Source organism: Paenibacillus sp. ACRRX, assembly GCF_022346885.1.
Classification (GTDB): Bacteria; Bacillota; Bacilli; order Paenibacillales; family Paenibacillaceae; genus Paenibacillus_B.
Map to the genome: position 1 here is coordinate 117252 of NZ_JAKRNK010000002.1, position 24645 is coordinate 141896.

At 41.2% G+C, this 24645-nt stretch carries 8 protein-coding genes and 1 pseudogene; 1 reads left to right on the plus strand and 8 read right to left on the minus strand.

Annotated elements, in window-relative coordinates:
- Positions 1–57: 57 nt before the first annotated feature.
- The 3 genes from MH117_RS06450 to MH117_RS06460 are packed head-to-tail and all read right to left on the minus strand — an operon-like array spanning position 58 to position 2926.
- Complete coding sequence (locus MH117_RS06450; protein WP_239327864.1) at positions 58–825, minus strand: hypothetical protein; 768 nt, start codon at positions 823–825, stop codon at positions 58–60.
- Positions 818–2266: a sensor histidine kinase gene (locus MH117_RS06455; protein ID WP_239327865.1), complete on the minus strand. Its 1449-nt coding sequence runs from the start codon at positions 2264–2266 to the stop codon at positions 818–820. The genes MH117_RS06450 and MH117_RS06455 overlap by 8 nt, the downstream gene beginning before the upstream one ends.
- 3 nt (positions 2267–2269) lie before the next feature.
- Positions 2270–2926 (minus strand): response regulator transcription factor, encoded by a 657-nt coding sequence (locus tag MH117_RS06460; RefSeq protein ID WP_239327866.1) that lies wholly within the window; start codon positions 2924–2926, stop codon positions 2270–2272.
- A gap of 316 nt (positions 2927–3242) precedes the next feature.
- Here MH117_RS06460 and MH117_RS06465 point away from each other — a divergent pair, with 316 nt between their 5' ends.
- The gene (locus tag MH117_RS06465) at positions 3243–3740 is read left to right on the plus strand and encodes a DUF1036 domain-containing protein (RefSeq protein WP_239327867.1); all 498 of its coding nucleotides are present in this window, start codon (positions 3243–3245) and stop codon (positions 3738–3740) included.
- Positions 3741–3970: 230 nt separating this feature from the next.
- Here MH117_RS06465 and MH117_RS06470 read toward each other — a convergent pair whose 3' ends face one another.
- From MH117_RS06470 to MH117_RS06490, 5 genes and pseudogenes are all read right to left on the minus strand, one after another.
- Positions 3971–6226 (minus strand): ATP-binding cassette domain-containing protein, encoded by a 2256-nt coding sequence (locus MH117_RS06470; protein ID WP_239327868.1) that lies wholly within the window; start codon positions 6224–6226, stop codon positions 3971–3973.
- Between the two features lie 158 nt (positions 6227–6384).
- A complete protein-coding gene (locus MH117_RS06475; RefSeq protein ID WP_239327869.1) occupies positions 6385–6783 on the minus strand; it encodes an SRPBCC family protein in 399 nt (132 codons plus the stop codon).
- A pseudogene (locus tag MH117_RS06480) lies at positions 6780–7112 on the minus strand (ArsR/SmtB family transcription factor). The gene MH117_RS06475 and the pseudogene MH117_RS06480 overlap by 4 nt, the downstream one beginning before the upstream one ends.
- A gap of 695 nt (positions 7113–7807) precedes the next feature.
- Entirely contained in the window at positions 7808–17500 is a 9693-nt protein-coding gene (locus tag MH117_RS06485; RefSeq protein ID WP_275444552.1) for a non-ribosomal peptide synthetase, read from the minus strand.
- The gene (locus tag MH117_RS06490; protein WP_275444553.1) at positions 17476–24636 is read right to left on the minus strand and encodes a type I polyketide synthase; all 7161 of its coding nucleotides are present in this window, start codon (positions 24634–24636) and stop codon (positions 17476–17478) included. Before MH117_RS06490 ends, MH117_RS06485 begins: the two co-directional genes overlap by 25 nt.
- Between the last annotated feature and the right edge of the window lie 9 nt (positions 24637–24645).

The following is a 24645-nucleotide window of genomic DNA, read 5'->3' on the forward strand; positions in this document are numbered from 1 at the left end:
GCGTACAAATTGCAAAAAAAGACCAACTGCAGATGCAGCCGGCCATAAATTGTCGCTTTACGACTCTGTATAATATTGTAGGAGCGCCATCACGTCTTTACTGAATCCCGCCACCTGCTTTGTCCCCATTTGAACTTGAACACTATATTTTATCATTTGATTTGCCTTGTTCAAATAATACACTTCCGGTTTATAGCCCCAACGAATCTGTTTCTTATCAAAAGTTAACTGCGATAATGGATCATTTATTTTTTTTTGAATGAAACGTTCCGCCACACCATGGACTTCATCCATAAGCAGAGTTGAAACGACATCGTTGTATACAACAGGGGACTGGTCAACATTATTGATTCGAAGTACATCGCCATCTCTCGCATTCACAACAATATCAAAAACTTCCCTCGGGTCAGCATCATGAATCAAGGTAACATAGAATACACCGCTTGGTATTTTTTTAAGCTCTGCTTCAATGTCAATCTCAAATGCGAACATCTGCCTCGGGCGCGTATGACTCTTATATCCCTTTTCCACCCGATCCAGCAGTTCTTTCAGCTTCACTTGGTCCACCGCAAGCAACTCGCCAAATTGAACCTCATCGATCGATAATTTCTTATCGTAGTATTTGTTGACCGCCTTCAGACTGACGGTCTTCACCGCATCCCGCGACAACACGCCTTCATACTGCACTTCATTCTTATTCGGCTCTTTCGTTATCTTCTTCACGATCACCTTATCTTTGGCAATGCCATTGAATATGCCTTCACAACCCGTCAGCGACAGCAACACGAATACTGCACCGATGACCATCAGGATTAGCTTATTCATGAACAACTCCTCCGCCTTTCGGATAAATAGGTTCGAAGATAACTCGAATCGTCGTGCCTTCATTTTCTTCACTCGCGACTTCAATGACGGCACCGTGCATCCTTACTACGCTCTGACAAATAGAGAGTCCTAGTCCCGTCCCCTGATTGCCCCGTGATCTTGCTTTATCTGCCATATAGAACGGCTCGAATATTTTGTCACGATGCGCTGCAGCGATACCCATCCCTTGATCGATCACTTCCAGCACGTATCGCTCATTCTGACTGATGAGCCGGATCGTAATGCTCTGCTGTAGGGCTGAAGCTTTTAACGCATTATCTACGAGATTAAAGATCAGTACTTTGATCAGATCCTTGTCCAGCAGTAGCCTGCCGCCTTCATCACAATCAAGGATGATAGCAACCTGCTTCTCCTTCGACATCATTTCAAGTGCCGGTTTCATTTCGGTGATGATGGATCCTAGATCTTGTTCTTCTATTTGACTGCGGCCTTCTTGCAACGATATCAAGTCCATCAGCTTATGCGAAAGCGACTCTAATCGCTTCCCTTCTGTATAAATAACATCCAGACCGTCGAGGAATCGTTCTTCGTTATATTTTGTCGTTCGCAGAAAATTGGCATAACCGATAATCGATGTCAACGGTGTCTTTAATTCATGAGTAAAATTATCGATGAATCGCTGCTTCTCTTGATTGTGCCGCTCCAAGACTTGAATCTTGTCCTCAACAACCGCGGCCATTTCATTAAAATTTCGAGCCAGAATACCAATCTCATCCTTTGATTTCAATGGGACACGTTCCGAAAATCCTCCCCGCGCAATGACTTGAGCCGTCCGATTCAAGCGATCAATCGGCTTTGTCAGCCCTCTACTAACGAAGAGCATAATCAACATATAGAGGAAACTGGCAGCAATATCCACTTTGGCGAAGAAGCTATACTGCTCCAAGCGATCCGCGTACAAGGAAGTTACGTCTTTCATGTACGTAAAGACATAGCTTTTATGATTTATATCCGTAATATTCGAAGTGAACAAGATCGTACGCTGATCGATATCGCGAAGAATATAATGGATCTCATCCACAGCCAGCTTGCTAAGTTCTTCTCGATGGATCGGCATCTTAAAATCAACATTGCTGTAGATCGCCTGTTTCTTATCATTCATAATATCTATATACACCTGTTGATCGCGATTTTTCTCTACGAATTCCTTGGCGACATTAGCTAATACCGTCTTCTCATAATCAAGCGAATCATAGATTCGAAGAATCGGAACAATCGCGTCGATGCTTGAGTGGATGCTCATATTCTGGCTTAAGGCGCTGTTGATTACCTGCGACAGGATCTTGTTATGGCTCCGTTCGATCACCAGAATCGAGGCTGCGTTAAAAACGACGACGAAGACTAGGAAAGAAAACAATGAGATCTTATGCCAAAATTTCATGGATCAATCCTCCAGTCGGTAACCGACCTTGTAAACAGTCTTAATATGATCCTGAAGCTGAAGCTTCTTGCGCACCGATTTGATATGCATATCGACCGTTCTTGTTTCGCCGTAATAATCCCCACCCCATACGTTATCGATGAACTGCTCTCTGGAGAGGGCGATATTCTTATTTTTCAGCAGCACAACCATCAACTCGTATTCTTTCGGGGTTAGTTCAACTGGCTCCCCCTGAAGGGTTATTTCTCGTTTATCCAAGTCGATTTGAATGTTTTGGAACTTTATGACGCGTTCATCTTTACCGTATCTGCGTAATACAGTTTCAATCCTGGCGAGGAGTTCAATCCCTTCAAAGGGCTTGACCATGTAGTCGTCGGCCCCCAGCTTCAGTCCGTTGACTTTGTCGTAAACCGAGTTTTTTGCCGTCAGAAAAATGACCGGTATACAGTAGGGTTGAATTTTTTCCATTAGAGCAAACCCGTCGAGCAGGGGAATCATGACGTCAAGCAGGATCAGATCGTATTTCTCTTGCTTTATCGCCTCCAGTGCCGCCAAGCCATCGTATACTTCAGTCGTTATGTAATTCACAATATTGAGGTTCATTTTAATAATTTGGGATATATGGATATCATCTTCAACGATTAAAATCTTTTTCTGCATATTTAGAAATCTCCTAATTCATCAAATATGTAATCACCCGATATCATTGTAACATTAACCGCTCCTAGGTCAGATCATGTTAAACGATTTATCTAAAGGTGGAATTAGTATAAATGGGTTGGTAATTCGAGTCAAACGTGATGTCTAGAGTATATGTCTTCTTTGGTGGTCGTTGATCGGTCCTTGAATAGTAAACTCATATTGACTTCTTTTATATTTGGACTTTTTAATCTTCCATATGCCTATTACTTTCTCGAAAAATTGACATAGATTAAAGATGTGTTCTCAGTTCCTTTATTAGAGTGGAGTGATAACAGTGGGTTTTTATGTTCGAAATAGTACGCCTAACCCGATATATGTTGCAGTCGGGTATTATGATGCAGGTTGTAGCCCTGTCACCTACACTAAGGTTGGCTGGTACCGTATTACTCCTGGAAGAAGTTCGCTTTTAGTGACTGGCTCCTCTGTTAATCAAACTTACTATGTTTATGCATACGACACTTTTAACAATGTGTGGGACGGTAATTATTTCACTTATGTGCCTACAACAGCATTCTCCATGTGCTGGATCGAAAGATGTCAAGGTGCGGGCTGTAGAAGAGTAGGCTTCGATAGAGTTGATGTCGGCAATTTCATAAACTTCACATTAAACCTTATAAATAGCACTAACGGTACATCTATCCCAAGAAATACTAGAGTGTCCAAAAAGAGAAAACCAAAATTTATATTAAGTAGACTCAGCCTCAAAAAATTACCAGGTAAATTAGGTAAGCTGGGCAAGATTGTAAGACCATTATATGGTAGATTGAAGTAGATTTTTAGAAGTACACATCCCGAAAACCGCAGCATACGATATTCGACTTCGCTAGCGGGCGGAGTAGTCTGTCAGGTATATTTTCACATCAATTTCAGTTATTATAAAGCGAAAGGCTGCCATTTCTGCTGGCAGCCTTTGATCTCGTGCTCTTAAATTGAACTTCTATAAGCTATTCTTAAATGCCATTTATTTTCATATTTCACACATTACTATGAGGCTAAAATGTATTACATCATGTATTTTCCCGTAATCGAGTGCTCAGCATCAATGATTTGCGAAGGTGTACCTTCGAAAACGACTTGGCCACCCTTACTACCTCCATCTGGTCCCATGTCGATGATCCAATCCGCTTGGCTGATCACTTCAAGGTTGTGTTCGATGACGATCACCGTATTGCCAGCATCTACGAGACGGTTCATAATCTTGAGAAGATGCCCGATATCTGACATATGGAGACCGGTCGTTGGCTCGTCCATCATGTAGATGCTGCCCTTCTTATGAAGCTCGCTTGCCAGTTTGATGCGTTGGCATTCCCCGCCCGATAGCGTGCTGAGTGGCTGGCCAAGCGTAATATAGTCCAGCCCGACATCACTCATCGCCTGAAGCTTGCGCACGACTTCTTTTAGCTGGAAAAACTCCAATGCCTGCTCCACCGTCATCTCCAGTACTTCTGCAATTGATTTGCCATGCAGCTTATACTCAAGCACCTCTTCCTTAAACCGTCTCCCTTCACATACCTCACACGGCAGCTTGACACTTTCAAGGAATGCAAGGTCTGTATACACTGCACCTAGACCTTGACAGTTCTCGCATGCACCTTTGGAGTTGAAGCTGAACAAACCTTGGCTGACCTTGTTTGCGGAAGCAAACGCCTTGCGCACATCATCCATAATCCCCGTGTAAGTAGCGGGATTTGAGCGTGTTGACACGCCTACTGCGGATTGATCGATGACTATCGCATCCGGATGCTGGCTAAGGAACACTTCGTTAATTAACGTACTCTTGCCCGATCCGGCGACTCCTGTAACTACTGTCAGCACTCCAGTTGGAATATTTACGCTAACGTTCTGCAGGTTGTGTAAAGTGGCATCCTTGATCGTTAGCTTACCGGTCGGCTGCCTGCAATCATGCTTCAACTGGAGCGGTCGCTTCATATGGGTACCTGTCAGTGTATCTGCCTCCAGTAGGCCTAGATAGCTGCCCTCATACACAATGGTACCACCACGACTGCCAGCGCGAGGCCCAACGTCAACGATATGATCCGCCACCTTGATCACATCGGGATCGTGCTCAACGACAATTATGGTATTCCCCTTATCGCGCAGCTTCTGAAGCAATTCGTTTAACCGGTGTACATCACGGGGATGTAAACCGACGCTGGGCTCATCGAAGATATAAGTGACATCGACCAGACTGCCGCTCAGGTGCTTCACCATCTTGACGCGCTGCGACTCGCCGCCGGACAATGTATCCGTCTCACGGTCCAGAGTTAAATAGTCAAGTCCGATATCCACTAGATGCTGCAACCGATCTGCTAGTGACTTAACGACCGGCGCGGCGACAGAATCGTCAATCTCCCGAATGACTCGAATGAGCTGCCCGACCTCCATGGCGGACATCTCCGCAATGTTGAATCCATTGACTTTGCAGCTGAGTGCGGCCTGACAAAGTCTCGCACCGTGGCAGCTGGAGCAAGAACCCTCGGTGATGTACGGTGCAACAGCTTTTTGTGTGCGCTCAGACTTCGCCTTCACATCCTGCTTGATATATTTGTTCGTGAACTTCTCGATGACGCCTTCAACTGTAATATTTGTTGCCTTCCCGGCGAAATCCATCTTCACTTTCCTAGCCTTGCCGTACAGCAACTGCTCCAGTTCCTCATCTGAATAATCACTTAGCTTCTTGTCCAGATCGTAGTCCCCCGACTGCACGATCATATTCCAATCCCAGCCGCCCACCGCATAATCCGGCAGCATAATTGCCCCTTCGTTCAACGACTTTGACTTGTCTACCGCCTTCTTCATGTCAACGGCTAGTTTGCGACCGATCCCGTTGCACTCGGGACACATGCCTTGCGGATCGTTAAACGAGAACATGTTCGTATGTCCAACATACGGCTGACCTATTCGGGAGAAGAGAAGCCGGAGAATGGGAGAGATATCGGTAATCGTGCCCATAGTGGAATGGGAACCGCCGCCGAGCCGCTTCTGGTCCACAATAACAACCATGCTTAGATTCTCAATCGCGTCCGCATCTGGCTGTGGATAACGCGGCAGGAAATTGCGCACAAACATGCTGAAGTTCTCATTCAGCAAACGCGTGGATTCTGCGGCAATCGTATCGAAGACGATCGATGACTTGCCTGATCCGGATACCCCGGTGAAAATTGTGATCTTTCGCTTGGGAATGCGCAAGGATACGTTCTTGAGATTATTTTCCCTCGCCGCCGAGATTACGATATATTCCTGTTTAGATTCGCTCATGCTTTACATCCTCCCAGTCGTGTTAATTAGATGATTAGAGATGGCTTTCCCCTCAAACACATAACCGGCCGCATGTAGGTTGCAGCCGGTTATGTCTTGTCTAGCAGAACTCAGCTACCGTACCCACTAATTCGCCAATGGAAAGAGAGAAATATTAGCTATTGTTCCAACACCTTTTCGAGCTTGGCGCACCAACCACTCCAGCCATACTTGGCACCTTCGAGCCCTTGAGCATTTGAGAATCCGGTTTGCTCAAGATGAAGGTTAACCTTTCCATCTTCTAAAGCCTGTAACGTCCAAACAACTGTATGCTGCTCTCCTGCGCTGGCCCAAGTGTAGGACAAACAGTTTGGCTCGTCCACGATAATCACTTCACCTTCAATAACTCCGTCCCACCATTCGTTCGGCTCAGTGCGGAACTGAAAACGGTATCCAACAACAGGCTTAAAATCATTCTCCATGACCCATTTGGCAAGCTCGCTTGGATCAGTTAAGGCAGACCAAAGCTTCTCGATCGATGTCGAGTATTGAAAATCTAAGGATAATGTTAAACTCATTCTTGTTCCTCCTCTAATAAGTGGTTTAGGCGCAGCATATTCACACGCCAAACTTGTGGTAGAAAGCTAGCCAATCTTGAATTTATTTTAAAGGTGAGGCATTTAGCCTAAACCATGTTTCTCTGCCTACTTTACAGTTAAGTACAACTCCGGCATCTTTAAGCATTGTCAATGCTTGGATACCGCAATCCAGCCCACTTGAAACAGTGTCGGTTAACTCATGAAGCGGTAACTCCTCCGCTTCTGCAAACAGACAGATGAATCAGTCGGTGCCTAGTTGGATCGGTAATCGCGTCAAACATATCCCGCAACTGGTTGTTCTCACGCACAACTGCCTCTCTCCTAAATATTATTTCCAAGGAACAACCGATAATTTCACCATCTCCCTAAAGTAGGCGGTAGTTCTAACGCAGCGCCCACGAAGCGAGAACAGCTAATTCGACACCATTTAGTGACGTTTTGATTATAGGACACCATTTAGTGTCATGTCAACTATTAATATAATCCCCCCTTTGGCTCCTACATTACTAGTAAGAAGCCTCAGCACGACAATGCCGAGGCTTTATGATCATAACTTAGAGTTTCTTAAGTACTAATACTGTTTAGTTACTATCATACGGTTCTGCAAACTGCCTGAAAACGTGAAGAAGCTGCCGACACACGATCGGCAGCTTCTTCAGATTTCCCATTTATGATTTTTTTCCCAGGTCATCCCCATTGTCAAAACCCTTTTTAATATTGAAATACTATTATTCTAATCTTATCGTATTTTGTACATATGTATAAAATATAAATAAATCCACTGACCAACAGTTTCATAAGGTTTTATGCGCTGCATCCGATACATGAACTGTGGCTAATACCACCCTGAAGACATATCACCGCTACGCTTACTGCTAAACTTTATTCAGCATGCAGAGCAAAGATATGCCTTGGGGTGGGCCAGCTTTACATTAACAAACTATATGATCACTTTTTCTCTTGATGTGAATGTGTCCAGTCTTTAACATGTTTCACGAATCTTTTAGATGAAGAGCAATTTATTAAAGTTATTCATCAAGCTATGAAGTTCTTGTGTAATCCTTGTTATTTGGTACTCCTCGCAGAATAACCTGATCATTAGTTCATCCTCTTTTACGGCAATCGCGATCTCGGTAGATACATTGTTTGTCTGACTACCGTAAATCTCCTTAATTCTGCTGAGCTCTTCCACCATCTCTGATTGTGAATCATACATACCCAGATAGTTAAAAATCGGTATTCGGATTGCTTCTGAGCTGTAGATATCCTTTATGGCGCGTCTCACCTTTTTATACTTGTTCTTCGGTTCCTCACGAGACATCAATGCTGCAAAATTTATGTTTTTCTCGTATGCAAAGCTAATTAATTCATTAATCTCTTCAAAAGCTAGATGTTGATCACATCGTACGCTTATAGGCAAAATATCAATAAACGCCCCAATTGTATGATAATAATTGTTTGCCTGATATTTTCTTCCTGTATGCAGGATTGCAAACGGTATCGTATCAAGCTCGAAATTAAGCTCTAGAACTTTCAAAAATATTTTCAAGGATATATCCCATGACATATCTTCTATGGATTCACGAATGTCGTCTGTTATCGGAATGGAAATAGTAGTATTTATTAATGATGCTTCCTTATATTTTTTGAAATACTGGCTATAGCTGGCGTGAAAATCATTTAGCTTATATTTCTCGATCAGTTCTTTTTCCGTTATGCCTTGAGGTCCCTTCAACTGCTCTGTAACATAATGCTCATATTGCAAAATGTCATGTCTTACTAATTCACCATTGTTTGAATAGGCTTGCCGTATGCTCGCTTGGATGATTTCGAAGCTCATTGCATCAAAAATTAAATGATTAAATGGCATATATACTTTAAAATCATTCTCAGCGAACTTGACCATGATTACTTTATACAACAAGCTGCCAAAAATATCTGCACGCTCTAAATGTTCTCCATAAAGCTCATGAATGTAGGCTTGAATGGCATCTTGTTGCTCTTCACCGGCATGCTCTAGGTCCAGATAAGGTATCTCAATTCCCTTAACCACGTCATACTGTTGGATCATGGTTTGATGATCTGATTTTATGACAGTACTTCTTAATAAGTCTTGCTCGTTAATAACACATTCAATGCTCTTTCGCAGCAGCTGTACATTAACCTTATGGTTAAAATCCAATATCGCACCACTATATGTTTTGTTAGTATGTAGTAGAATTTCCTGCATCGCGGATAGTGGATAAGCCTGAATCATTTTGTTCTCATTTACTATCTTTTTACTAAACTCTTTAAGCTGGTCGGTTAGTGACTGCTCCCATTGCAAGAGGCTCGTTAAAATAGGTTCCGTGGCCACATGTCCCGCTTCATTAAAATCCATTTGTTTATTTGCCCAGTGTTTATAAATATCACGTATATTTTCATAATAGAAAATATCCTTAATTGATATTTGGATATTAACCTTTTTTAATTCTTTGTGTATTTTAGCAATTCGTATTGAATCTCCTCCCACCTCAAATAAGTTGTCCCTTACGCCTAGCTGCTGCAATCCTAATACATCCTTGCATATATTTATCATGAGAGCTTCCATTTCATTTTCAGCTTCCTCATAGTGGGTGCCTGTCTTTATTACACCTTCAATTTCAGGTAATTGCTTTCGATCAACCTTACCGTTCAAATTAAATGGCAACGATTCCATACGGATAAAATGAGCAGGTATCATATAGGCAGGCAATTTCTTACTCAAAGAATCCCTTAGTACATGGATGGCAATTTCCAGATCAGATACATAATAAGCGCACAAATACTTAATTCCATCCATTTCCTTATCGACAACAGCAACTTGGGACACCTGCGCCAGTTGTAATAGGTTCTGTTCAATTTCGCCTATTTCAATCCGATAACCTCTTATTTTAACTTGATGGTCGATGCGTCCCACATATTCAATATTTCCATCGAGCAGCCATCTTGCCATGTCTCCTGTTTTATACAGGCGCTCTCCTTCTTGATAAGGGTTAACTATAAATCTTTCTTGCGTTAATTGTTCATTGTTTAAGTATCCTCTTGCTAATCCCACACCCGCGATGCACAATTCACCGGTGATCCCCGTTGGTACCAGTTTATTATGGGTATCCAGTATCAATACTCGATGATTACTAATAGGAGTTCCAATTGTAATTTTGGCTTCATGCTCTGGTGATAGCTTGCAGGTTGTTGTGCATACGGTATCCTCTGTTGGGCCATATGCATTGATAACCTCTACCTTACCGAGTAGGTGTGAAATTTGTTCGTACTTCAGTTCACTGCCTGCGGTGATTACCCGCTTTAATCCGTTCACTGCCTCTACATTAGCTGCTACGAATGGAGGTAATGTTAGAGTTGTAATCCCGTGTGTACTAATATACTCGTTTAACAAGTCAGCGCTAAGCAGCACATCCTTATCAGGGATACAGAGTGTATTACCGAGCAAAAGCGCCATAAAGAGCTCCCACGAGAATGCGTCAAAGGCAATACTGGCAAATTGCAGTATATTTTCATCTTTCCCGATCCCCAGATCGCTCTCGAACCAATACTTCAAGTTAAGAACGCCTTTATGCTCAACCATAACGCCTTTAGGCTTTCCGGTCGTTCCCGAAGTGTAGATCACATAGGCCAAATCATTCGAACGGTTGATATTATCGACTTGTTCATGAGCGAGCGCATAAAGTCCCGCATCTTCTAAATCAATAACCTCATTAATTTCAAGTGCTCTCATTTGCGTAAGCTTAAGAGTTGAAAGCATCATTTCGGCTTTACTGTCTTTTAAAATAAAATTGATTCGATCTTCAGGATAGTCCGAATCAATAGGCAGATAAGCAGCACCTGCCTTTAAGATGGCAAGTACGCCAACAACCATGTCAATGGACCGATCCATCATAATCGGTACGATGGACGCTGCACTTATCCCTTTATCTCTGAGAAGATTGGCTAATGCATTTGCTCTCTTATTGATTTCACCGTAGCTTATTGTATCTTCGCCAAACATAACCGCTGTTTTTTCTGGATTTCTCGTAACTTGATATTCAAAGAGGCCTTGAATCGTATCCTCTTTTGGATAATCCATATAGGTATCGTTCAAATCTACCAATACTTCACTTTTCTCGTCCGTTCCCAAAATTTCAATCTCATCAATCCGCATATTCGGATTGGTAATGATCTGGTTTAAAATATTCGAGAAATGGTTTTTTATTTTGTTAACTTCTTCTGCATCGTATACTCCATCGTTGTAATCAAATTTAACAACAAGCTCTGCCCCTGGAATAACTTTGATATTAAAGCTATAATTTGTTTCCTCAAAAATCCGAGCAGAGCTAATGTTGAGATATATCTGCTCTTGAATATCCTTATTAATCATATCTTCGTCAATCGGATAATTTTCAAAAACCATCAGCCCATTGATAAGACCAGTACCAACCTCAGTAAGCTTCTGAACCTCAGCTATCGAGCAGTATTGATAAGGCTCGCTCTCATTAAAATCCGATTTTATTTTTTGCAGCACTTCTGTATATCTTTTCTCATGCGTTGTATTCACACGCAATGGAATGGTATTTATAAACAAACCAACCATTTCATCAATTCCATTTATTTTTGTTGTTCTACCCGACACTATATATCCGAACACGATATCATCCACATTATTGTATCGCTGAAGCTGGATCGCCCATACACTCTGGAAGATCGTATTAATTGTAACGTTAGTGTGTTTTGCCAGAACCTCGATTTGTCTAGTCATATCTTTATCTAGGCTTAAAATGACCTCTTGTGGTTTTCCTTTGGCTGCTAAAGCCTTTTTAAACGGAATTTCAATTGTAGTGCCGTATCCCTTTAAGTACACATCCCAATAGTTCAAGGCCGCTGTCATATCCTGCGATCCTATCCACTTGATATACGCTTCGTAAGGTCTTACTTTCTTCGCCTCCACAAGAGAGTTTTGCAAGTGACAACTATAGATGTGGAACAATTCACTGCTTATGATTCCGAAAGACCATCCGTCCAAAATAATATGGTGATTGCTTAAAATCAAACTGTATTCCTGTTCATGCATCCTCACTACAAAAAGTCTTATTAGAATATCTTTAGATAAATCAAAGCCTCTTTTCCTATCCTCTATGACCAGCTGTTCAATATACGCTTCTCTATCGACCTGTAAATCTCGGATATCGAGGTACGTGAGTTCAGCCTCTCTGGATTTGTAAACGATCTGCATATTTTCTTTAAAACTACTGCTGTCAAAATTGGTTCGAAATACGTCATGGCGGGCAACGAGCTCCCTAAAGCTCTTGTTAAATAACTCTTCGTTCAGGTCTCCGATCACCCTAAGTTCCATATTTACATGGTAGTATTCACCTTTATCCGCCATCGAATGGAAAAGCAGCCCTTCCTGCATCGGAGTTAACGGGTATATTCGTTTCATATTGTCGATTTGCTTGAGGTATGGAGCTAATTCTTCCCACGCTATGTTCTCATCTGTAAGATCCGACGCGGTTAATTCTACATATTCCTGGGATATGCAATGATCAATAATCAGTTTAAGACTCTCCATGTAGTGCTGTAACAATCCTTCAATCGTGTCATCGTTAAATTCTTCCCTGATATAGCTCAGGGTCAGACTAAATTGTTTGTGGAGTACCATTGCTGAAATATTCAGAGGGTACAATCTGCCGCTATCCTTACTCACCGAATCCCCCGGTGAAATATCTGATAACGTAAAGTTTTCACCTGAAATATTCTCATCGAACTGTCCCAAATAATTAAAGCTTACGTCTGGTTTACGTAACGCATTCAATTCAAAAGGTGATAAATATTTCAGCATTCCATAACCTATCCCTTTACAAGGGATTCGTCGCAGTGTATCCTTTGTATGTTTTATTAAGTCTGATACGTGTTCTTTGGTGTGCAGGACTACAGGATACTGACTGGTGAACCACCCAACTGTCCTTGTTATATCTACATCGTCTATGATTTGTTCCCTGCCGTGGGACTCTAGATTAATTAGGATTCGTTCGGTTTGGTTGAAATTACCCACTGTAAAGGTCAGGGCTGATAAAAGGATATCATTGATTTCCGTTGCGTACGCCTTATTTACCTTAGTTAATAACTTTTCAGTATACGCCTTATCCAGTACGATGGTCTGTTTAACGATCTTAGCGCCATGTATATTTTGGGGTACTTTCTCCTTATCGAGCTCTTTAATTTCCGATTCTCCAATGCTATTCCAGTATTTAAGTTCATTTTTTAATGCCGAACCGCTGGCATATTGTTTTTGCTTGGACGCCCATTCTTGAAAGGAGGTGGTTTTTAAAGGTAATTTCTGTTCTTGTCCGTCATAAAGCGTCTCAAAATCATCCATAATAATTCTCCATGACACGGCATCTACAACCATATGATGGATGGATACAAGCAAATAATCACCCTTGTCCGTTTTAAACAATCCTAATTTTACAAGCGGTCCTTTCGCTAACTTCATACTTGCTTGGAGCTCGGTGCATAAGTCTGTTATATATTCATTTGCAATCTCTGTTCCCGTAAGGTCATAAATACACAAGTCATATAACTTATTGGTTACTTCTCTATTGATAAATTTCTGGTTTACATAGGTTGCTCGTAAAATATCATGATGCTGCACAATTTGATCAAAAGCTCGCTCAATTCTGTCTTCTCTAAAGCCATCTTTACTGAACAGCATTAGCTCCTGATTAAAATGATCCTTAATAATATGTTCTTCTTCTAAAAACCATTTTTGAATAGGTGTAAGCTCAATTTCACCTGATACTTCACTTTGATCAATGGTTTTTTTTGTATGTTTAATATGAACGATCAAATCTTTAATTCTTGGACTTGCCATCAAATCCTTGATCTCAAACGAATACCCTTTATTGCTCATTTGCGAAATAGCTTGGATGGCTTTTATGGAGTCTCCACCTAGGGCGAAAAACTCGTCATTGATCCCCACATTTCTTACACCTAGGATCTTTTCCCAAACCTGTGCAATTGATTGCTCCATGTCATTTCGAGGCGCGATATATTCTACTCCAGTATGTATCTCACCGTCTGGCTCTGGTAATGCTTTACGGTCTACTTTGCCGTTAGGGGTTAATGGTAATCGCTCCATCTGTACGAAGTACGACGGGATCATGTAACTCGGCAGCGATTGAGCTATATGCTCACGCAGCGCTGATGCGGGCAGTTCAACGTCGCTGACGACATACGCGCACAAATATGCCTGTCCGTCCTCTCCTGTACGGGCCACTACGATTGCATCTTGAATCTGCTCGTGCAGCAGCAAATGCTGGGCGATTTCGTTTGGTTCGATGCGGAAGCCTCGAATTTTAACCTGTTCATCAATCCGGCCCAAATATTCGATATTTCCATCAGGCAGCCAGCGAGCCAAGTCACCTGTTTTATACATTCGTGCACCTGGTTCAAACGGGTTCGGAACAAACTTTTCTGCCGTTAATGCCGCATTATTCAAGTACCCGCGAGCCAATCCGTCTCCGGCAACGCAAAGTTCACCTGCGACTCCAATCGGCTGCAGATGGTTGTGACGGTCCAGGATATATGCGTTTGAATTGCTGATCGCTTTTCCAATCGGGATGGAACTGCTGAACTCTTTCTCAATAGCAAAATAGGTCGAAAAAGTTGTATTTTCCGTTGGACCATACCCATTAATCAGATTCAGAGACTGATGAGCCATTCTTACTTGATTAATGTGCTCTCCTGACAAAGCATCTCCGCCCACGACTAGGGTCTTCAGTCCCGTAAATATGGTTACATCCTGTTGAACGAGTTGGTTAAATAACGGAGAGGTCAGCCACATCGTTGTAATTAGGTTCTTCCTGATTTCTTGTCCTAACCTTTCTGCATGCAAGAGAACATGCTCATCAACCAAAACCAAGCTGATCCCGTTCAGCAAGGCCCCCCAAAGCTCAAATGTGGATGCGTCAAATACTACGGATCCCGTTTGTAATATCCGATCGCCTTCTGCAAATTCGACGTAATTCGTGTTTCTAACTAGTCGTACAACACTCTTATGCTCAACCATAACCCCTTTTGGTTTCCCTGTAGAGCCAGATGTATACATAACATATGCCAAATCAGAGGAGCTGTTCATCCACGGCGGATTGGTACACCTTTCCGACGACAACTCCTCAGGGACTTGCTCCATAAGCATTACTTCTATATGACTTCCGATGTTCTGTCGCAACGCTTCCATATAGGTTGATTGGGTAAGCAGCAATTCCGTGTTTGAATCTGCAAGCAGGGTTATCATCCGTTCTGTCGGATATTTCGGATCAATGGGCAAATAGGCCCCGCCAGCCTTGAGGATGCCCAAAATACCGATAACCATTTGCACCGAACGTTCTCCGATAATACCAACTAAAACATTTTTCCCAACACCCTTTTGTCTTAAATGATGAGCTAGACGATTGGCTCTCTCATTAAGTTCATCATAAGTTACATGTTCATCCTGATAGATCAATGCTGTATGATTGGGTACTTTCTCTACTTGCTCCTCAAACAGTTGGACAATAGACTTATCCTTCGGATACTGACTGTGCGTATGATTAAACTCATGTAGAATCCGATGCTTGTCCTCATCATCAACTATCTCAATATCTTTAATGCTTATATGTCGGTTTTCAATAATCTGAGTAACAACAGCATCAAATCCAGCTATAATCTTTGAAATACCCTCTTCTGAATAAGCGTTATTATTATATATGAAATTGATCGACGTTGTGTCGTCTTGATTGACAACTAGCGTTAAGTTATAGTTCGTACCTTCAATAAGTTGATGAGGTAGTACAAACACAGAATTAAGTATTTTTATATCCTTGTTTTTCAAAATTTCTTCATTTAACTGCTTCTCATCGATCGGATAGTTTTCAAATACAAGGAGGCTGCTGATCAAATCACTCTTAACCTCACTCTGATTTTGGATCTCTGCTAGACTTACATAATCATATTTGCTGTTTTGCAGTGTAATGCTGCTGATGTGCTTCATCAAGTCTTGATACTGCAAGTTTTCTGCAAACTTCACACGGAGTGGGATCGTATTAATAAACAGTCCTGGAATAACTTCCACGCCTTCTATTTCAGCATTTCTTCCTGACACGACATAACCGTATACAATGTCATCCGTGTTATTGTATTTGTTAAGAAGAAGCGCCCAGATGCTTTGAATCACGGTATTAACCGTAACTTTACTTTCCTGAGCGATACGTGTTATGCATGCTGTTTTTTCCTCGTCTATAACCAATACCGTCTCATTATTGATGATTTCATTCGTTTTACTCTCTTTTTCAAAAGGTATTTTTGTAACTTCTTTATATTCATACAAGTACTCTTTCCAGTACGCTGTTGCTTCATTAATATCCTTATTTTTCAACCAATCAATATAAGTGAAATAAGGCACTACTTCGTTCAGACTTGCTTTAATGCCATGCTTTAATTCATTATAAATTTTAAATAATTCAATTAAGATTAGGCTGTTGCACCATCCATCCATAAGAATATGATGAAGATGGAATATCATGCTGTAGACATTCTCTTTCATCCGGACAAGAACTATTCGTAATAACATGTCTTTGCTTAAATCGAAGCGTTTTGTACGATATTGTCTGATTAACTGTTCTAAATATGCTTCATTATTATCGCCTTGATCTGTAATGTCGATATACTCTACCGCAGCTTTACGGTTTCGATAAACCACCTGCATATTTTGTTTAAATGAAGAGTAATCAAATATCGTTCTTATAATATCATGTCGTTCGATAACGATGTTAAAAGCCTTATCTAGGGCCGCTAGATCGATTTCCCCTTCTACCTGAAAGCACGATAGCTTAATATACGTATCCAATTCATCCGTCAAGGCGTGATAAAGCATACCCTCTTGCATAGGAGCAAGAGGGTATATGTTTTTAATATTGTTAAGCTCATGCTTATAGGCGGACAATTGATCTATTGATACATCTTCAAGCGTAATATCTGTTACGGTTATTTCTGCTTCCTGTTTAGCTGTACAATGATGAATTAAGCGTGTCCAATAGTCTTGATATGTGGCCAACAGCTTCTCAATGGTACCCGCATAAAAATCGTCTTCTTCGTAGAATATAGAAATCATTAATTTGTTTTTTATTAGAGCAGTTTCGATGCCAAGCGAGTGTGTGCTTGCCGGATGCTTGGAGGAGCGGATAATGTACTCATCACTCGTAATTTCACATAAATCTCCACTCGTATCCATATCTAGTTTGCCTAAATAATTAAAACTAATTTCAGGCTCGACATGATGTAAGTCCTCACTGGATACAAACGTCATCATTTCATAGAACCTACCCTGATTCGGAACTCGTCGCATCATATCTTTTGTATGTTTAATCGTATCTCCGAGATCATCGTAAGCCCTTAGAAGAACTGGAAATTGTGAGCTGAAGCACCCTACAGTTCTGCTTATATCTATCGTTTTTATTTGTTCTTCTCTATCATGGCTTATCAAAGTAATCAATGTGTTAGCTTCGTTTGTCCAATCACGGATCGTTAGGGCTAAAGTAGATAATAAAACATCTATCATGTTTGTACGATAGGCTTTATTTATCCTTTCCTGTAAAGCTTCGGTAACTTGTTCACCAAGCTCTAGAACTTGTTTGTTGAACCCCATGCAAGTTTACCTCTTTCCCTTGGCAATTTTTTGATGCCGGTGTCACATAAGCTTTTCCAATATTCATCCTGCCTTTTAACACTGTAAGAGTTCGCATATCCATTCAGCTTTTCCGACCATTCCTTGAAAGATATCGTCTTCTCAGCAAAAACGATACTCATTCCCTTTTCAGCTTGCATGTAGGCATTTGAGAAATCTTCAAGCAGGATTCTCCAAGACACCTCATCAATTATAAGACCATGGATGACGATAAATAACTTGTCCCCCGCGCTCATTCTGAACAAACCCAGTTTAACCAACGGTCCTTGTTCAAGATCCATGCACGTTTGAATTTCATTACATGTTTGGATAACTTCTTGATCCGATACATTCTCATATACATTTAAGTCATACAAACTTTCACCGATACCTCGATTGATTTGAACGACATTACCGTTCTCATTCTTATACACCATCCTTAATGCATCATGGTGAATGAGTAGTTTATCTAATACTTTCTTTACGATGTCTACCTTAAAGCCAACTTCCCTGTACAACATCCTGGCTTGGCTCCACAGATGTTGATCCTTATATTCTTGTTTAAAAAACCTCTTCTGAATGGGGGTCAACAATATTTCTCCAGCTAAAGGATCCTGACTACGCTTGGTCTGCTGCTCTACAAATTTTACTAGCTGCTTGATTGTGGGGTTTTTGTATAAATGATCAACTTCAAAGCTGCAGCCCTTTGCTCTTGCTCGTGATAGGAGCTGAATGGCTTTAATCGAATCTCCACCCATTTGAAAGAAATCATCGTTAATGCCGATCGGGTTGGAGCCCAAGGTGACTTCCCATACTTTAGCTAGTACTTCTTCTATTTCATTACGCGGGGCTTCGTAATTTGCACCTGCACCGACACGACCTGTAGGAACCGGCAACGCATCACGAGCGGGCTTTGCATCTGGAATAAGCTTGTCCATTCCATCTTGTCCGATATTTCTAAAATCCTTGAGTTTAAGCGTAGAGTTATCGTCATTATCATGATGGGTAATAAACTCTAAAATATGTTTATAAGTTTGTCCCCATTTCTCGATTGTCTCCTCTTTAAATAGGCCAGATTTATAGGTCATACTAATATGAAATAAGCCATTTTCCTCAAGAATTTCAATGACAAAATCAAAATCGGATAATTTGCTCTTGTAATCATAAGGTGTGATTCCCAAATTATTAATTGTTAGTACTCTTTCGTCCGTTTTTTCATACACAAACCTAACATTAAGGAAACCTTCCCTGCTGTTCTTTGCTTTTTTTATGAGACTTGCCAATAAATTAAATGGATAATACATATGCGAATAAGCTTCTAAACAATTTTGCTTGACTTCATTTAAAAACGCTGTAAACGTCTTTTCATCTGAGAGATTGTTTTTAAGTACAATCGTATTCGTAAACATGCCAATACTTTCATCAAAAGATCCATCTGCTCGATTCGTTACAGGGGTACCTATGCATATTTCTTCATTCTTGGTTAACTGTTTAAGTAAAAGATTAAACCCAGCAGCTAGCAACATAAATAACGAGCATTTATTCCGCATAGATACTAATTTTAAATCGTGAACCAATTCTGAACCAAGCTTCATATGGAATGTATTTGCCGTTAAATCTGACTCTGCATGTGCTGGGAAGTCGGTTGGCAGCTTCAGTACGTTCATATCCCCTGATAACTTGTTCAGCCAATATTGTTCACTTTGCTTCCTCTCGTCCGACATCAAATACTGTGTTTCCCACTCAACAAAATCTCTATACTGCTTATTCACAGGCATAAGACGTTCATTGGCATACAGCTGCATAAACTCTTGGACAAATATGCTCATCGAAATTCCATCTGCTATCGTATGATGAAAGTTAAAAATTAGCGTTCCTTCGTCGTCCTTCTCTTCGATCAAGATGACCTTAAACAAAGGGGCTTCCGCTAGATCAAAGCGTGTAACTAATTTTTCAATTAAATCATCTACATTCTCTTGAAAGTCCTTGTTAATAATTTCGATCTTAAAATTTACATTTTCAACAATCTCTTGCTTAAACTCCCCGTCCTCTACAAACAGGCGTGTTCGTAAACTTTCATGTCGCCCTACAATTTCATTGAGTACGCTCTCAAATTTTTGACGATCGAGCGCTCCTTTAATCTTCAAGACTGTCACCATGTTGTACGGGTCATCTTTACCAATCGAGCTTAGTGTATATAATCGTTGCTGGATTAATGACATGGGTAGTACAGGGGGTGGTACTTCATTATTGGTGGGGCGAATCTCCTGATTTGCACGTTGTTTCAACGGCGTATCACCTAGGTATCCGGCTTGACTCATTTCTTCAATCGTCATTTTTATGGCAGCAAAAATATATTCGATATCCTCATCTGTATGTTCGGTCGAGAAGAAACAATTCCGTCCCTCCCAGACATAAACCCCCTTCTCCAGCAAACCGAAGAAGAATATTTCAAAATCTCCTCGAAACACAAATCTGAATAATGAACCGAAATGCACTACTTTAATAGGGACATGATGCTCTTCGAAATATGCGTTTACTCGGTTCACAAAATCATTGGTTTTTTTATTCAGCTTGTTATAAAGCGTATCTTTATGCTCAGTTATATAGGTTAATGAGGCGTGAGCAGCAGCCATGGCCAACGGATGATGCGAAAAAGTTCCTGCCACAAATGTTCTCTTCTCCTCACAAGGCGGAACTGAGGTATCGCCAAAGCTCCACATGCCTCCATCGATACAGTCCATAAACTCTGACTTTCCAGAAACAACACCGATTGGCATTCCGCCACCTATAACTTTTCCATAGGTTACAATATCTGCCTTGATCCCAAAATACTGTTGCGCTCCTCCAGCACAAATTCTAAAACCCGTAATGATCTCGTCGAATATGAGGGCAATCCCATTCTCTTCCGTGATCTGTCTTAGCTGCTTAAGAAACTCTTTGGGCTGTACATCAGGTCTTCTGCTTTGAACGGTCTCCACTAAGACACCTGCTATATCATTCGCGTGTTCCCTTATAAACGCTAGTGAAGCCTCTTGATTGTAATTCAACATGACTAAATCACTGACCACGCTGTCCATAATACCTGGCGCTAACGGGATCGTCGTCAGGTTTCCATCCTCTCCAATGGAAGACAATCCAAGCAAGCCATCATAGGTGCCATGATAGGAGCCCGCAAAAGTTACGATTTTCTTCCTACCAGTACTTGCGCGAGCTATCCGTACGGCCACCATATTGGCTTCTGTCCCCGAGTTATAAAAGGCCACCCTTTCGACGCCTGTTAAGTGGCTGATTTGTTCTGCAACGGTTCCTGCCAGCCTACCCATCGGACCTAAGGGCATTCCTTTACCAAGCTCCTCTGTTAATGCTTCGTTAATAAAGCTCGGATTATGCCCAAGTAAATTAACGCCAAATCCCATCGTTAGATCTACGATATTATTTCCATCTATATCACGAAGCTTCGACCCCTGTCCGGTCTCAGCTACTATTTGATAAATCATTTCCTTCATGACAGGTCTGAATCCCGCCACATTTCGATTATTGGCATATACTTTTCTGTATCTTTGAATATTCTCTTTTGATTTTCTAGAGAAACTTGTATACTTTTTTTCTATATTTCGAATATAGGATTGTTGTAATTCATTAAAATTTTCATTATCGATTAAATCCAGTTTTTTGTAGGGAACATAGTGGCCCTTTATATCCACCGTCAAAGGGGCTGTCTTCGAGCTGCTCACACTCACCTGACTATGCTTTACGCTTGGCAGCTTATTTTCTGTCGGCTGCCTACCGCTTGGATGGCTTGGATTCGTTAGATTCTTCAAAATACCAAGCTGCTCCTCCATAATTTTCATCTGGGACGTAAATATATTTTGTATCGCACCCATGTTATCATCGAGTGTGCTCAGCGAAGACCTCATCTCCTTGCCAGCAGCTACAAAGCTATTTGCTGGCTCAGCATCCGAGATCGTATTTGTCGTCTCATCAGACACAGGCTCGGGGATATTTGCACTTTCGTCTTCGACTACAAACAAATCAATATGCTTGCTAATATGCTCAGTTATCTTCTCAACAGTATCCAAATTAATAAAAAACTCATTTAATGTAATCGAAAGGTTAAACTTATTCGTAATTTGTTTGTTGAGTTGGATGAGTACTAAGGAATCAAAGCCCAGCGTAAGCAAGTTGAGCTCATCCTCAATTTCTTCGATTTTTAGCCCGGTTAAAATCTTTATCATTTCTTTTAATTCTGTTTTGATTTTCTCTTTGTGGTTAGCTCGTAAGCTATTTTGGTGATTTTGCTGCGGATGCTGTAATTGTTGTGAAATATAAGTGATTTCTCCCCTATCTATCACTGATTCCGCTGCTTTCACGGGATTACTAACGTTATGCCCCATTCTTCTTACCTCTCTCCAAAGCTCCTTCTTTTGAAATGGATAATTTGGAAGTTTAACTCTTTTTTTGCTATAGGACTTATAGAATGAATTCCAATCCAGATCCATCCCTAACCTAAATAGAGACGCGACGGAGTTAAAAAACTGCGTATAGTTTTCTGTTTCTCTTCTCATGGAAGGTAACAACATCATGTCGTCTTCAACTAAACATTGATTGGCCAACCCACTTAGAGTCGCATCTCCTCCAATTTCAATAAAGATATCGACGCCAAGTCGTTTTGCTTCTTGAATGGCACTTTGGAAATCAACCGTTTTTGATAGATGTTCTACCCAATACTTACTATTGCCCAGCAGATCTTCTTTTTCTAGTTTCCCCGTAATGCTGGATATCATCGCTACATGCATATTTGAGAATGTAATATCACCGATACTTTTCTCATACATGCTTTCATAATCCTTCATCAACGAGGAGTGGTAGGGATGAGGGATGTTAAGCTTATTAAAAAAGACCCTGTGCTTGGTTTGCAAGATTTCAATAACGAGATCTACCTCATCACTTCGGCCCGATATCGTCACATTGTCAGGAGCGTTTATCGCTGCTATCGAAACATGCTTACATCCGCTTTCCTCTAATGCAGCTTTCACGTATTCCACATTCGTAAGGATAACGACCATCTTGCCTTCCACATCAATGGATTCCATCATTCTTCCACGCTGTGCAATCATGAGAATGACATCATCCAAGCTTATTAAGCCTGCATAGCATGCTGCAGCATACTCCCCTATGCTGTGACCTATGATTATTGCAGGTTTAATGCCTAATGTGCCCCAAAGCTTGGTTAACGCGTACTCAATCGCAAAAATAGCCGCTTGTGAATAGAGCGGTCTGCTGAGCAGCGTTGCGTCTTCCCCGTAGATCCCTTCAAGTATCGATAGGCCAAGGATTGCTTCAAACTTTTCATTACACAAATTCATGGTTTCTCTAAACGTACTAGACGTTGTGTAAAAATCTTTTGCTATGCCTTCATAAATAGAGCCTTGACCTGTAAATAAAAAAGCTATTTTTTTGTCTTTGGCCGTGCTTTTTTGAATCAAATGTTCATAATTGCTGTTATTGAGAACCAGTTCCATTTTCTCTAACAAGTCCTCTTTGCTTTTCCCTACTGCCGAAAATCTGGTGTTCAAAAATGAGCGGCTAATATTGGACGTATACGTGATATCTGCGATAGAGCTGTTATCCTTTTGCAGATGATCCTTCATAGAGCTTACATATTCTTTTAAAGCTTTATCATTCTTAGCTGACAAGGTTAATAGATAAGTAGGCAATTCATCAAGCTGCTCATCCGTGTTCTGAGGGGGCTCCTCAAGGATGACATGCGCCAAGGTCCCACTAAATCCAAAAGAGCTAATACCAGCTCTTCTAATTCCACCGGGCTTATGCCAGTCCTTAAATTGCTCTGCAATCCTAACCTTCTCCCATGAAATGTTCTTATTAGGATTTTTATAATAAATGTTGGGCAATATTTTCTTATTTTCAATCGACGAAATGACTTTAATCAATCCAGCCATTCCAGAAGCAGCTTCTAAATGTCCGATGTTCGGTTTGACAGATCCAATCAGAATAGGGTCTTTTTTATTTTTAAACACCTCAGATATCGACTGTACTTCGATCAGGTCACCTAGCGGGGTCCCCGTTCCATGCGTCTCAATAAAATCGATATCATCGACCGTTAATTTCGCATTATGTAATGCTTGTCTGATTACGCTTTGTTGAGACAGCCCGTTAGGAGCCGTAAAACCGTTTGACTTGCCGTCTTGTCCGATCGCGACACTTTTTACCACGGCAGCGACTTCATCTCCAGCGTGGTTAGCGTCTTTTAACCTTTTGAGTATAATGACACCACAACCCTCGCCTCTTCCAAAACCATCTGCCTCATCATCAAAAGCTCTGCATTTTCCATCTTTGGACAAACCATTGAACTTTGATAGTCCTATAAACGGCTCTGGTGTTAGTAATAGATTAGAGCCCCCAACAATGGCCATGTCACACTGGTTATTCCTCAAGCTGTCCACAGCCATACTTAATGCTGAGATGGAAGACGAGCAGGCCGTATCACAGGTTATCGCTGGTCCTTTGAAATCATAAAAGTATGATAATCTTCCAGCTGCAGAGCCAAGCGAGACGCCTACTGTAGAGTACGGCGTAATATCAGAAGCATCGCCTGAGAACAATTCTGCGTTGGCATACTCATAAGCGCTTATTCCTATAAATACGCCTGTCTTGCTTCCTTTCAGCTCCTCAATGTTCAGCGCCGAATTCTCCATAGCTTCCCAGCTAACCTCCAATAGGAGTCTCTGTTGGGGGTCTATTGATGCAGCTTCTATGGCAGATAGGCCAAAATGGATGTTATCAAAATCTCTAATATTATCCTGCAAAAATGATGCGCTTTTTGTAATCATTTTACCTTCATCGTCGGGATTATCGCTGTAGTAGTCGTGATAATCGAATCGATCCGGGTTAATATCAGTAACGGTATCTAATCCGTTAGCCAGAACGTTCCAAAACCCTTCAGGATTTGAAGCGTCGCCGGGAAACCGACACGAATAGCCTATTACAGCAATTTCTTCATTGCTTTTTTGATCATGAATGATGGTGGACAGCTCTTCTATTTTGGCTGCAGCTTTTTTTAGAGCCACTTTATATTTATCAATCTCTTGCTCCATGCACTCACT